We start from the raw sequence: 12,639 nt of genomic DNA on the forward strand, positions 1-12,639 counted from the left end.
GGCTATGTCGAGGCCGTTTTAAGTCACCTTAAAGGCGGAGTGATTGAAGCAGATTTACAACCAACGGGTAACTGGGTTATGCCCATTGAAGGAGCACTCGCACAAACATCCGATTACGGCATGCGCCCTGATCCTTTTGATGGAACACCGGATATGCATAGAGGTATAGACTTTGCTTGTACGAATGCTGTAACGCCTATTCAAAGCGTAGATAACGGTCAAGTTGTTGAGGTGGAAAGAAGTAACTCTGGATATGGAAATAACGTTCTTATAAAACATGAAGAGGGGCTTTATAGTCACTATGCTCATCTGTATACGATAAGTGTACAAAACGGGGAGATGATCCAAAAAGGATCAAAAGTAGGCAAGTGCGGTTCGACAGGAAACTCTACAGGACCCCACCTTCATTTCGAAGTCATGACCAAAAACCAATATCGTTCGGACGTAGATCCTGCCCCTTATCTTGGGCTTTAAGAAAGGAGAACAGCGATGAATCGACGTATACTTTTTGGGTTGTTTGTTGTTCTGTTAATCGTTCTCACATCGGTTAATATATATGCTACACGCACGGCATCATATGATGATGTACAGAAGAGATTGCAACAATTAGAAGTGAAAAACGAAAAGAATATGGAAGAAAAAACTGCATTAAAAGAGACATTACAAAAACAGGAACCTGCTGACATTCAAGCGAGATATGACGCTTTAGTGAAGCAGGTTTCTACGTTTATAGAGGTAGCTTTTAAACAGGATAAAGAGACTTATCAAGAAAGGAAAAAGAAAGCAAACGAGGTAATGAGCAAAGACTTGGCTGCGACCTTCTTTCCTACAGATACTTATAAAGGAGATAGGAAAACGGAGGTAGATGAAGTAGAAATATTCATCCAAACAGGTAATCTCACAAACAATCAAGCAAGCGTGTTAGTTAAGTTTAAACACACGTTATTTTCTTTGCAGAACGATCAAAAACAGGTGTCTCCCGTGTTCCTCCATATAAAAGTGCATAGGGAAGAAGGACAGTGGAAGATAACAGATTTTCAAGACGTAGAAGAGGAGGGATATACATGAAAAAACAAACGAAACACATCACGGAAGGGACTACAAATAAATATCTTATTGGATTAAGCGTCATGACCATGGCGCTTCTTTTTTTCTTATTTTCTGGTTTTATATTTGGTGATGAAGAGCAGAGCAAAGTTCAGCAAACGCCTGTCAATGAACCTCTGAACTTACAAGGGTCAGGCGAACTGACTATTAAGGATTGGGTTTATAATCCAACGAAAAAGCTGATGGTTGTCACCATAAATATCAATAAATCAACAGCTTTATTAGATGAATCGTTGAGCTTTACGGCACAGGAAAAAGAGCATCCCAAGCGCGACCTTCCAACGCATGTAGAGTACAACGATGAAAGCAGATATGTCATTAGTATCCAACAGGTAAGTCCTTCCTTCGATGTAATGGCCTTAGATGTTAACAAGGAAGAAACCACTAGGCTATTTACGGAAAAGGATGATCAAAATTCCCGGAAAGGGGGTGAGGAAAAGAAAGAGCTGGCACGTATTTATACAGATCAACGCAAAGTAAAAATGGACAAACAATTAAACATTTTAACGGAGCAAGAATATGAAGTTGCTGCTTTATCTGAAGAGATCGAAGAGGCGAAAGAAACTATGAAAGAGAAGAAGGAAAGTATTCGAACGATCGATGAACGAATCAAAGAAATTGATCAGAAAACCGTTGAATTAGAATCAGAGCTTCTTTACGAAACGGAGGAAGAGAAAAGGCAAACGGAGGCTAGAATTCATCACCTAGAAAATGAAAAAGAACAGATCAATCAAGAGGCAGCTGAACATGAACTAACCATCCAAACCATCGTTGAGAAGATCAAGATGTTAGAAGAAAAACGGGATATGATTTCGAACTAAATAGTGATGTAGGTTGTGATAAAGGACAACACAGGGTCCACACATCTCCTGTGCAGGGACCACACTACAAGGTGAATACACGAATGGATGTTCCTGTTTTAGCCACACAGCGACCGCACATCTGGAGATTTTCTTGTTCCCTCGTTTTGCCCGGCTCTGCCGGGATTCACACGCCAAGTGGGAACAAAAACCCCTTATGCTCTTCTCTTTATTCACTATTTTTAGGGACTTCATCAAAAGGAGTGATTGAAATGGAAGTTAGAATTCGTTATATGGACCCGAAAACTGTTCAACGAATTGACGAACTTGCGGAAGAAAAAGGATTAAGTCGGCAAGAGTTTTTACATGCTCAGTTGCATCAGTTAGCTGTCTTTAGAGAAGAGAACCATCGTGAACAAAGACTGCAGCAATTAGTCGATCGCAACATTCAAACGATGGCTCACTGTTATACAGCGATTCGAGAAATGAATGATCTCTTACAGATTGAAGAACCAGGTGAAGAAGCATGAGTGAAACCGTAACGCCTGGAGTGGTTTTAAAAACAAAATTCGTGACCGCAAATAAAAAAGTATTCCAAGATTATGTGCAATACGTAGATCGTGAAGAGGCCAAAGGAAAGGGGGATGCTCATCGGTCCATGTTTAGTTTATATAATCACTATATGGACGATCCAGATAAAACATCTGCCTTGTTTACTCAGCAGTCGGACCATTTATCGGTGGATGGAAAGCAGGGGATTAAATCTTTGTTTGAACAAGCTCAGAAGAAGAACAGTATCATGTGGCAAGATGTTATTACATTTGATAATGATTGGCTTCAAAACCGAGGCGTTTATGATTCAAAGACACACACTTTAGACGAAGACGTTTTGAAGCAAGTAACAAGAAAATCCATGCAGTCGATGATGAAAAAAGAGAGTTTACAGGAGAGTGCTGTATGGTCGGCGGCTATTCATTATAACACCGATAACATTCATATTCATGTGGCTACAGTCGAACCAAACCCGACTCGTGACCGTGGAAAGCGAAAGCCGAAAACGCTAGACGCGATGAAAAGTGAAGTCGTGAATGGATTGTTAAATCGAACGCAAGAACGAAATCAAATTAACTCGTTGATCCGTGACCATATTGTAAATGCAAAGAAAGAAAATAGCAGCATGAAATGGAGCAATAGAGAAATAAAACCTCTGTTCCTCGACGTGTATAATCACTTGCCTAAGGATAAGCGGCAGTGGCACTATGGTTATCAAACGCTGAATCCTATTCGACCAAAGGTTGATGAATTAACGACAAGGTATTTATATAAGTATCATGGCAAAGATATGAAGCAGCTGCATGATAAGTTGGATCAAGAAGTGAACGAATTAAAACAAGCCTATGGGGATGGACCGAAGGATAAAAAACGATTTCAGCATTACAAACAAAATAAGTTAGATGATCTCTATAAACGAATGGGCAATGCTTTCATACAAGAAATGAAACGATACGATCACCAGCAGTATCCTAGACAAACTACCAATACAAATGCCCCTTATCAGTCCATGCCTTCCGGGATTCAATTGCAACGTTCCTTGAGAAGCATTCAACGTTCGTTGGGGCAAACGTATGACCAGTTTATCAATGACTTGGATCATCAAAAGTTGGAACGAGAAATCGAAAGAGAAAGGTAGGGGACATGAATGAGAAAACGTCAAAATGTCACGTTGCATGAAGAGACAATTGCGTTAATTAAAGAGTATCAGGAACAGCACCATATTCGTTATCCAGGTGAAGCTTTGGATCGTATGATTGAGGAATGGGAAGCACAGAATGCGAAGGAACAATCACAAGAATATCTCATGAGTTTGATGGCTCAACATTTTCAAGACGTGTTTTCTGAAGAGATGAAACGGTTGCGGTTAGCAGCCAATCGAAGCGATAAAAATACACAAGTCCTTCTAGAATTAATGAATGGTTTTGCGATGGATCAGAACTTAGAAAGTTGTGTTACCACGCCAATCTTTGAAAGCCAAGCAATGAAGGATGCGAAACAAGCGGTGGAAGAAAGGATCAGTCATCAGCGTCAGAAGAGAATAAGCGCAACAGAGACTCAACCAGCATCAAGCTAATGGTATAAATGAGGAATTTTTCAACAAAGGAGTGAGGATATGCTTTTATTTAATAGCGATTATGAAGTAGGTGTGTTTAAGCGTTTAAGTGAAAATAATGAGCTCGTGATGGACGTGGGCCAGCATGAATATACCTTAACGTTAAGTGCTGAGGAAATGGATGATCTTGAGCAACATTTAGTAAATCAAGAGAATCTACTCATTCCTTTTCATAAGAAAACAAAGGAACTGATATTAAATACAGAACCCAATTACGATGAGGAAGAAATGGAAGAACTCATGAACATCAGTGAAGGAGCTGAAGATCATGGCGAAGGCTAAACAATCCTATAAACAGAAATCACCGGAAAAGGTCAAAGAAGAGATCAATCGACTGACAGAGGGGATGGAAGAAAGTATTTCTCAGCACTTTCATTCTCCTAAACAAATGAAAGAATATCTAGATTTTATGGGAAAGTTCCACCGGTATTCTCCACGGAATACTGCATTAATTGATTCACAGTTTCCAGGAGCAGAAGCTGTAGGTTCTTACGCCTTCTGGAAAGACAAAGGGTTTTCCGTAAACAAAGGAGAGAAAAGTCTAAAGGTTCTTGTACCTAATCGTTTAGGTCAACAGTTTCAAGATGAAGAGGGCGAATGGAAACCTTTGAAATATGCGACGAAAACAGAAAAGCAACAAGTCAAAGACGGCCAACTCGATAAAAGAGATGGCCGTCTTGTTTATTCAACCGGAAGTGTTTTCGATGTTTCGCAGACAACAGCCACTCAAAAAGATCTGCCTCAAATCTTTCCTAACAAATGGATCGATGGGAAGGTTCAAAATTACAGTCAGCTTCGACAAGGGATGGAAGCAATAGCTGATAACAATAACATTAAAATTGTAGAGCCTTATGAAGAGTTAGGAGCAGCTAAAGGCGTAAGTTACACAGGAAGAGGTGAAGTCGCTCTTAATCCGCGTAACTCTGAGCGACAAGATACAAAAACTCTGTTACATGAACTAACCCATGCCAAACTTCATACAGAAGAAAACGTTAATGACTATACCAAGCCGGAGAAAGAGTTTCAGGCGGAAATGACTGCTTATACCGTTGCTTCTTATTTCAACATCGATACCAGTGATTACTCACTAAATTATCTGCATCACTGGACCAAGGACCATGAATTTAAAGACCATGAAAAGCTATTACAAGAAGTTCAGTCTACAGCTAAAGAATTCATAACGACCATTGAAGAATCATTGGACCAAGAAAAGGAAGGGGAGAAAACAATGAATATTAAAGAACAAAAATATGGAGTGGAAGAGGAGAAACAAGAAAAGGAGAAATTACCTTCAGAAAAGCTTCGTGATATGTATAGAAGCCAAGTGAGCAAGTCTGAGAGAGATAAAGGACCATTTGGTAAGGAAGAAAAAACAGAAGAGGAGTATTCCCACCAAGACTTCAAAGACGCTTATAAGAAGGAGCTCATGAATTTTATTGAACCAACAGTCGGAAAAGAATTGGATAAAGAAGAAAACAATGACCGGCAAGAACGTTTAAATCAGATGCGTGCTTTTCAGGAGACCCACAGTAAAGAAGAGGTATATCAACTTAAGAAAGAATCTCTTCAAGAATTAAAAGAACTACCATTAACTGATCGTGGTGAGCAGCGACTATCTCAAATTGAAAGTAAGTTGGACCGAGAGTTCCATGAAGAGAAAGAAAAAGAAAGCACCACTTCAGAAATGAAGAATGGAAAGGGTAATAATGAGGCTTTTCAGCAGAAGGAAAAGCAAAAAGAAAAAGTAGAGGTTGAACGCTAGACAGGGAGTTTTCTCCCTGTCTTTTTTTATATCTAATTTTAGAGAGGAGGAAGTGCTGCATGGCCAAACATGTAAGCGCGGACCAAGTGGAGGTTGCTCGTAATGTGGATCTCATAGACTATCTTGAACGTAAAGGGGAGCCATTGAAGAGAGAGGGGAGGTACTATCGACATAAAGTGCATGATAGTCTAGTGATTAAAGATCAAATGTATGCTTGGAACTCTCGAGACGAAAAAGGAGCTGGAGTCATTAACTTTGCCAAAATGTTTTACGGTATGAGCTTTCCAGTGGCGGTTTTAGACTTAAATGAGCAAGGTTATAAAGTAAAAGACAATGTTCAAGAGCAAAAGCCTAAGGAGCCATATCAATATCCTTCTCATTATGAAGTGAACGATAGGACAATGGCAAAGAATTATCTTACGAATGAACGGAAGATTCACCCTAAGATTGTTCATTGGCTTGATAAAAAAGACTTAATCGCTCAGGACAAGCTAGGAAATGTCGTGTTTAAGTGGAAGCAGCAGGGAGAGGTCGTTGGTGCGGATCGACAAGGTACTTCTCCAATGAAAGATGGGCGAATGTTTAAAGGGATTGATAGGAACAGCCATGGTTCAGCTGGATTTTCCGTTGATATAGGTAAACCTAATTCCATCCACCTTTTTGAAAGCCCGATCGATGCGCTGTCTTATTGGAGTATTAAGAAAGAAAAGCTGCAAGATACTCGCTTGGTTTCCATGTCAGGCCTGAAGCGTCAGACTATGATAGATGAGATCAAACGGATGGGTAAGGAAGGCCATAAGGTGAAGCAGATCACTTTTTGTACAGATAATGATAAGGCTGGGAGGGAGTTTGCAAATAAGTATCAAGGTTTAATGAGTAAAGAAGTATCTAGAATTGATTTACCTATAAACAAAGACTGGAATAGAGAAATAAGTAAAGAGAAGGAGTTAGTAATAGAAAGTAGTGAGAGGAACCAATGAAAGTTAATGGGTGAAAAATTGTTCATTATAATTAAAGTATATATTTAGGAAATACTACTCAAAATCGTGTCAGTTTTTTGAACTGTTATCTTCTTATAACGTAGTGATTGAGAAAGTAGCTTAGCGAGAAGCAAAGAAAGATTGGGAGAGTAATGTCAAGTATAATAACCCTTTCCATATTGGGAGGGTTATTATACTTGATATACTGGGCTAAGAGCATAATGGGCTAAACCATTTTTAATATGATAAAATGGTTTAAATAGGAAATGGATTTGAAAATAGGGAAAGAATTAATATTGAGGGGAAATGTATATGAATAGCAATGATTACATATTTTTAGCAAAATTAAGGATTTTAGTAGGGTATATAGGTGAAAGTCGACAAAGCGGTTGGTGGTCTTCGTCTTTTCTTGATAATAACAGTGAGGTTTTTTTAGCTCCTGTAGCAGAAAATACCACGTTTCTTGCACAATATCATGGAGTTAGAATAGCTGCAGCAAGAGTGCATGATAAGTTTATAGGTGTAGGGAAAGACACTTTTCATTTATTTAGACTTCCTGAAGTGATTGAACAACAGTTGCATAACTATTTATCAAGAGAAGATATCATTAAAGATGTAAGTGATTGTTTATTGGACCCTATTAAGAATTTAAATGATTTATCTCTCCAGGATAAAAACGCTGATGAGATAGGACCAGTATTAATGGGTGAAATAAGTGATATTGAAAAAGTGAAAACCTGGGAGAAAGTAGCTTCTCAATATAATCGGGCATTTAAAAATGGAAATAAAGTCTTTCCTTTCTTTATGGAGGAACAGTGTTCATATGAAAATTAATGCACAGCAAGGCTTATATACGACTAAGCTGCAAGCGGGTTTAGGGGCAATTGAAGAAACTAAGGTACTTTTAAGCTTATGGGAACCGGGCATGAATTCAACAGCCCTTTATCAATATGTACTAAGCATAGGGGAATTTTCGAATATTTCTGCCAGAAGGCTGCGTAATTTAATAACTGAGTGTTTTTCTCCTAGATTCTTAAATTCTGGAGGTTATCCAGCTAACATCCTAAAGCGTTTAATGGAAAACCTTTCTTATACTGAATTTACACAGTTACTACTTATATTCACTTGTAGGGCAAATAATATTCTAGCTGATTTTATAAGAGAGGTTTATTGGAAACGTTATTTAAGTGGTTTTGACTCAATAAATATAGATGACGCAAGGAACTTTGTTTTGAAAGGTATTGAAAGTGGCAAAACGACTAAACCTTGGGCTGACAGTACCGTTAGAAGGGTTTCATCGTATTTAATAGGTTCATGTATAGATTTTGGTTTATTAGATGAAGGTTCTAGGAGAGAAAAACCTATTATTCCGTTGAGGATTGAGTCGAAAGTATCTATATTTTTAGCTTATGATTTGCATTTTAGTGGAGTTGGTGATAATGCAATTATGAATCACCCAGATTGGAACCTATTTGGAATGGAAAAAATTGATGTTTTAAATGAGTTTAAAAAAAATGCCCTCAAAGGCTTTTTTATACTACAGGCAGGTGGAAGTATAGTCAAAATCGATTGGAATCACAAAAAATGGGAGGAGTTAATAGGTGCAATTAATTAACGAAGAATTAAAAGAACTTTTAAAGCACTTGAAATATGGGAGAGACATAGATAATGCAAGCTTTGAACCTATATATTATCTGATATTTAATCCTAATAGAATATTACAAATGAAAAGCCAGTTACCAGCTATTATCGCTAGATTGAATAACAATGGTTGGGAAGTTCACGTGTTTTCAATTGCATCTAATATTTTAACTATACTTCAAAATGCCCCGCTACGTAACCTTTGGTTAAAAGCTGAGAAAAGCGATCCACTTCAATGGGAAAAAACTAATCAATCTTTATCTAATGAAATTAGTAAAGGTGCATTAGAAGAAAAGATTATTAATAAGTTAAATGAAATTGAAGGGGAAAAAAATGTTCTGTTACTTTTCACTGACTTAGAAGCGTTACATCCATATATGAGAATAGGTTCTATTGAGAGCAAGCTCCAGGGGAAATTTAGTGTACCTACTGTATTTTTATATCCAGGTGAAAGAACGGGGAAGACCAACTTAAGATTTTTGGGATTTTACCCAGAAGACGGGAACTATAGATCTGTTCATATCGGCGGCTAATATATTAAGAGGTGAAATAATCTCATGGAAAAGATATTAAATTTATTTGATCAAAACAAAGATATTTATCGAAATATTGAAAAGGTGATAACTTACGGCACTGCTCAAGAAGATAAGTTAAGGGCAGAAATATCGGAGTATATTGTCACTGAAAGTATAGAAGAGCAGTTTCAAAAGTTGCTTACCAAAATGATTATTGCCATGGAAGAAGGAAATGAGAACGAAATTGGTGTTTGGGTTTCCGGTTTCTATGGGTCTGGTAAAAGTTCTCTGACTAAGTATTTAGGTTTAGCTCTTGATAATACAAAGAAAATTAGGGGGATTCCTTTCCTGAATTATTTACAGGATAGGTTTAAGAAGCCTGAAACAAAAGAGCTATTATCTAAAGCTTCCAGTGAATTTCCAGCTAAGGTAGTTTTTCTGGACCTAGCAAGTGAAATGCTGACAGGTGCTACTATGGAAGATGTATCTACAGTTCTTTATTATAAAGTACTCCAGGAATGCGGTTATTCTAGAAATCTAAAAGTGGCGGCTTTGGAGCAAAAATTACAAATAGATGGTCGCTATGAAGAGTTTGAGAATTTAATATTGGAGAAAATAGGAGTTGATTGGGTAGAAGTACAAAATGATCCATTAGTTATTGATGGGTTAATTCCAGAAATAGCTCATAATATGTATCCTAAGTTATTTAAGACCACCACTTCTTTTTCAGCAGAAACAAAGGATTTTATTACTTTTGAAAAAGATAGAGTTGAGGAAATGATTAACATTCTTAGAGAGACTACTGGTAAAGAATATATCATTTTTGTAGTAGACGAGGTGGGACAATACGTAGGGTCACGGCAAAACTTGATATTAAATTTAGATGGTTTAGCAAAAAATCTAAAAAATATTGGTGATGGTAAGGTATGGATCTTAGGTACTGCCCAACAGACATTAACTGAAGATGATCCAAGGACCGCTATAAATTCACCCGAACTATTTAAACTTAAAGATCGGTTTCCAATACAAATTGATTTAGTTTCAAGTGATATAAAGGAGATTAGTTACCGTCGTTTACTGAGTAAGTCTTCAGAAGGAGAAAAGTTACTTCAAAAACTTTTTGATGAATATGGCCAAAGGCTTCGCCAGCATACTAGTTTAGAAAATGCAAAAAATTATTACTCTGATTTTAATGCTAATACTTTTATTAACCTTTATCCTTTTTTACCTGCTCACTTTGATATTCTATTGAATCTATTAGGAGCTTTAGCAAAGTCTACGGGAGGGATCGGATTAAGGTCAGCAATAAAAGTCCTTCAAGATATATTGATTGAAGGCGAAGATGGACGTTCTCCAGTAGTTAAAAAGAATGTTGGTTGGTTAGCTACTACTGTTACATTGTATGATTCGCTTGAGAAAGATATTAAGCGGGCTTTCCCTTCACAGCATGGAGCAGTTGTAAAAACTTTAATGCATTACCAGGATTCTGTTATTCATAAAGATATAGCAAAAACGGTAGCAATACTACAAATGTTAGAAAACATACCTATCTCAATTAAAAATGTAACTAGTTTAATTCAAACTTCAATAGATGAGGGGCCAAAAATTGAAGATGTAGAAGCAGCTACTAAAGATTTAATTAATAACCCTACTGTCCCATTTGGAGAACAACACGGTAACCTCCAATTTTATAGTGAAAAATTAAATGAAATCGAGTTAGAAAGGTCTAGAATTACGTTGCGTTCTGCAGAAACAAAACGTATTTATAATCAAAATTTAGCCGAAAGCCTTAGTCCTTTGCCTACAACAAACCTTGAAGGCGTTCTCACTGTCAAATCTGGCCTCAAGGTAAGAAGTGGTGGGTATAGTAATAACCTTTTGGGAGAAAGGGAAAAAATCCAAACAATAATAGAACTTGTTTTACCAAACGAATATGAAGAGACTAGAAAGAATTTAATTGATGAATCTAGAGAGAAAGCATCTCAAAATATTATATACCTTTTAGGAAGATCTGTTCCAGAGATTAAAGAGATGGTAGAAGAGATTTATAGATGCCAAGAAATTAACAGAAATTATAGAAATGAACCCGACCAAGAAGTAAAAAATTATTGTGCAGCTCAAGCTGACCGAGCTAATGAGTTAAGTAAATCCTTACAACATTTCTTTCAAAGATGTTTTAAACTAGGCTCTTTTATATTCCGAGGTGAGTCATCACCTGTGGAAAAATTTTCAGTTAATATTGGAGAGTCTTTTAATAAATACTTAAAAGGCATTGCGAAGCAAGTTTTTTATCGCTTTTCTGAAGCTCCGATAAGAGTTGATACCTCTATTGCAGAAAAGTTTCTTAGAGTAGAAAAGTTATCAGCTATAACCTCGGAAGTTGATCCATTAGAATTAGTCCAATTGAAGAATGGTAAGCCAACTATTAAAACAGAACATAAGGCATTAATAAGCATACGCGATTATCTACAATATAACGGGGTTGTAGAAGGGAAAAGAGTGATTGATAATTTCTCTGATATTCCATTTGGTTGGTCTCAAGACACCATACGTTACTTAATAGCTTCATTGTTTCTGGCAGGTGAAATAAAATTAAATGTGTCGGGAAGGGATATTTCGGTTGTTGGACAACAAGCAATAGATGCTTTAAAAACAAACAATAAATTTAAAGACGTTAATGTTTCCTTAAGGGAGGAAAGACCTTCAAATGACATTTTAGTTAGGGCTTCTCAACGATTAACAAACCTTATTGGGGATACAGTATTTCCTCTAGAAGATGAAATAAGTAAAGTAGCAGTTAAATACCTCTCAAGGTTGCAGTTGGATATTGCTACATTACACGGGAAATTATCTTCTATGAGTCTTCCTGGGGAAGGGAAAATACACGAAATAAATATGGAAATCGCTATGATTTTATCAAACGATGGGTCTGATGCTACATATAAATTTGGGGCTGAAGAATCAATTCTTTTTACCAACATTAATTGGGCATTAGAAGTTAAGCATTCTTTAAACAAAGAACTTGAAGAGACTATTAGGAGACTTAATAAACATAAAAGTGAAATCGAAGGCTTTCCGATGTTTGGTGTACCTGAAAAATTATATGAAGAGGTAAAGGATGACCTTGAAAAAGTGAATCAGTATCTAAATATGGAGTCCTTTTATAGATTCATACCTGATTTAAATAGTGCTCTAACAGACCTTAAAGTAGCTACTCGTGATGCTGTAGTTGAAATGTTAAATAAACAAAAAAATAATATCCAAAAACAAAAAGAAGAACTAACTAAAATTAAAGTTTGGAATGAATTAACTCAAGAGGAGCAATTAAATATATTAGCGCAAGTTGAAGCGTTAATAATAGAGGTTTCAAAGGATATAGAAGGTTTAAGTAAATTAGTTAAACAAGAATTTGTTATAAACTCAAATTTAGAAGAACTAAAAGCAAAAGTCGAAGATCTGGGGAAAGAACGGGTTCTGAAAAGGTTATATGAAGAAAAAGCAATGATTATTGAAGAAGGAAATACCAACTATAACGGTTCTTTAAAAGTGCCAAATGTATTAAGAAATGCTAATGAGATAGATAGATTAATTAATGAACTTGAAGATTTAAAAAGCAGAATTAAAGTTTATGACCACATAAAGGTAATACTTAAAATTGAGGATTGAT

Annotated in this window: 13 protein-coding genes; all 13 read left to right on the forward strand. The window is 36.6% G+C overall.

From position 1 onward, the window contains the following. Nucleotides 1–474: M23 family metallopeptidase (locus tag P855_RS22580; RefSeq protein ID WP_037986385.1), on the forward strand; the 474-nt coding region annotated here is incomplete at its 5' end. A 15-nt stretch (nt 475–489) separates the two neighbouring features. Further along, on the forward strand, nt 490–1,068 hold the full coding sequence (locus P855_RS0116585; protein WP_028784617.1) for a hypothetical protein: 579 nt from the start codon (nt 490–492) through the stop codon (nt 1,066–1,068). Then, on the forward strand, nt 1,065–1,928 hold the full coding sequence (locus P855_RS0116590; RefSeq protein WP_028784618.1) for a hypothetical protein: 864 nt from the start codon (nt 1,065–1,067) through the stop codon (nt 1,926–1,928). Before P855_RS0116585 ends, P855_RS0116590 begins: the two co-directional genes overlap by 4 nt. Before the next feature lie 251 nt (nt 1,929–2,179). Continuing rightward, complete coding sequence (locus P855_RS0116595; RefSeq protein ID WP_014641917.1) at nt 2,180–2,437, forward strand: hypothetical protein; 258 nt, start codon at nt 2,180–2,182, stop codon at nt 2,435–2,437. Beyond that, complete coding sequence (mobP2, locus tag P855_RS0116600) at nt 2,434–3,597, forward strand: MobP2 family relaxase (RefSeq protein WP_028784619.1); 1,164 nt, start codon at nt 2,434–2,436, stop codon at nt 3,595–3,597. The genes P855_RS0116595 and mobP2 overlap by 4 nt, the downstream gene beginning before the upstream one ends. 9 nt (nt 3,598–3,606) lie before the next feature. After that, nucleotides 3,607–4,035 (forward strand): hypothetical protein, encoded by a 429-nt coding sequence (locus tag P855_RS0116605; RefSeq protein WP_028784620.1) that lies wholly within the window; start codon nt 3,607–3,609, stop codon nt 4,033–4,035. 39 nt (nt 4,036–4,074) lie between these two features. Beyond that, nucleotides 4,075–4,356, forward strand: a complete 282-nt coding sequence (locus P855_RS0116610; protein ID WP_028784621.1) for a hypothetical protein — start codon at nt 4,075–4,077, stop codon at nt 4,354–4,356. After that, on the forward strand, nt 4,343–5,836 hold the full coding sequence (locus tag P855_RS0116615) for an ImmA/IrrE family metallo-endopeptidase (protein ID WP_028784622.1): 1,494 nt from the start codon (nt 4,343–4,345) through the stop codon (nt 5,834–5,836). Before P855_RS0116610 ends, P855_RS0116615 begins: the two co-directional genes overlap by 14 nt. A gap of 59 nt (nt 5,837–5,895) precedes the next feature. Beyond that, nucleotides 5,896–6,816: a toprim domain-containing protein gene (locus tag P855_RS0116620; protein ID WP_028784623.1), complete on the forward strand. Its 921-nt coding sequence runs from the start codon at nt 5,896–5,898 to the stop codon at nt 6,814–6,816. Nucleotides 6,817–7,128: 312 nt separating this feature from the next. Next, on the forward strand, nt 7,129–7,650 hold the full coding sequence (locus tag P855_RS0116625) for a BrxE family protein (protein ID WP_051353288.1): 522 nt from the start codon (nt 7,129–7,131) through the stop codon (nt 7,648–7,650). Further along, entirely contained in the window at nt 7,640–8,431 is a 792-nt protein-coding gene (locus tag P855_RS0116630; RefSeq protein ID WP_028784625.1) for a BrxA family protein, read from the forward strand. The genes P855_RS0116625 and P855_RS0116630 overlap by 11 nt, the downstream gene beginning before the upstream one ends. Then, the gene (locus P855_RS0116635; RefSeq protein WP_028784626.1) at nt 8,418–8,990 is read left to right on the forward strand and encodes a BREX protein BrxB domain-containing protein; all 573 of its coding nucleotides are present in this window, start codon (nt 8,418–8,420) and stop codon (nt 8,988–8,990) included. The genes P855_RS0116630 and P855_RS0116635 overlap by 14 nt, the downstream gene beginning before the upstream one ends. 24 nt (nt 8,991–9,014) lie before the next feature. Then, nucleotides 9,015–12,638 carry a BREX system P-loop protein BrxC gene (brxC, locus tag P855_RS0116640; protein ID WP_028784627.1) on the forward strand — a complete coding sequence of 1,208 codons (3,624 nt, stop codon included), beginning with the start codon at nt 9,015–9,017 and terminating at the stop codon, nt 12,636–12,638. The last annotated feature ends 1 nt before the right edge of the window (nt 12,639 follow it).

Origin of the sequence: Thalassobacillus devorans MSP14 (assembly GCF_000496835.1) — a bacterium.
Classification (GTDB): domain Bacteria; phylum Bacillota; class Bacilli; order Bacillales; family Halobacillaceae; genus Thalassobacillus; species Thalassobacillus devorans_B.

Bases quoted from the DNA above. Each gene is read 5' to 3' on its own strand.
- P855_RS0116630 (WP_028784625.1), top strand. From the start codon at position 7,640: ATGAAAATTAATGCACAGCAAGGCTTATATACGACTAAGCTGCAAGCG.
- mobP2 (WP_028784619.1), top strand. From the start codon at position 2,434: ATGAGTGAAACCGTAACGCCTGGAGTGGTTTTAAAAACAAAATTCGTG.
- P855_RS0116620 (WP_028784623.1), top strand. From the start codon at position 5,896: ATGGCCAAACATGTAAGCGCGGACCAAGTGGAGGTTGCTCGTAATGTG.
- P855_RS0116585 (WP_028784617.1), top strand. From the start codon at position 490: ATGAATCGACGTATACTTTTTGGGTTGTTTGTTGTTCTGTTAATCGTT.
- P855_RS0116610 (WP_028784621.1), top strand. From the start codon at position 4,075: ATGCTTTTATTTAATAGCGATTATGAAGTAGGTGTGTTTAAGCGTTTA.
- P855_RS0116625 (WP_051353288.1), top strand. From the start codon at position 7,129: ATGAATAGCAATGATTACATATTTTTAGCAAAATTAAGGATTTTAGTA.
- P855_RS0116615 (WP_028784622.1), top strand. From the start codon at position 4,343: ATGGCGAAGGCTAAACAATCCTATAAACAGAAATCACCGGAAAAGGTC.
- P855_RS0116590 (WP_028784618.1), top strand. From the start codon at position 1,065: ATGAAAAAACAAACGAAACACATCACGGAAGGGACTACAAATAAATAT.
- P855_RS0116605 (WP_028784620.1), top strand. From the start codon at position 3,607: ATGAGAAAACGTCAAAATGTCACGTTGCATGAAGAGACAATTGCGTTA.
- brxC (WP_028784627.1), top strand. From the start codon at position 9,015: ATGGAAAAGATATTAAATTTATTTGATCAAAACAAAGATATTTATCGA.
- P855_RS0116595 (WP_014641917.1), top strand. From the start codon at position 2,180: ATGGAAGTTAGAATTCGTTATATGGACCCGAAAACTGTTCAACGAATT.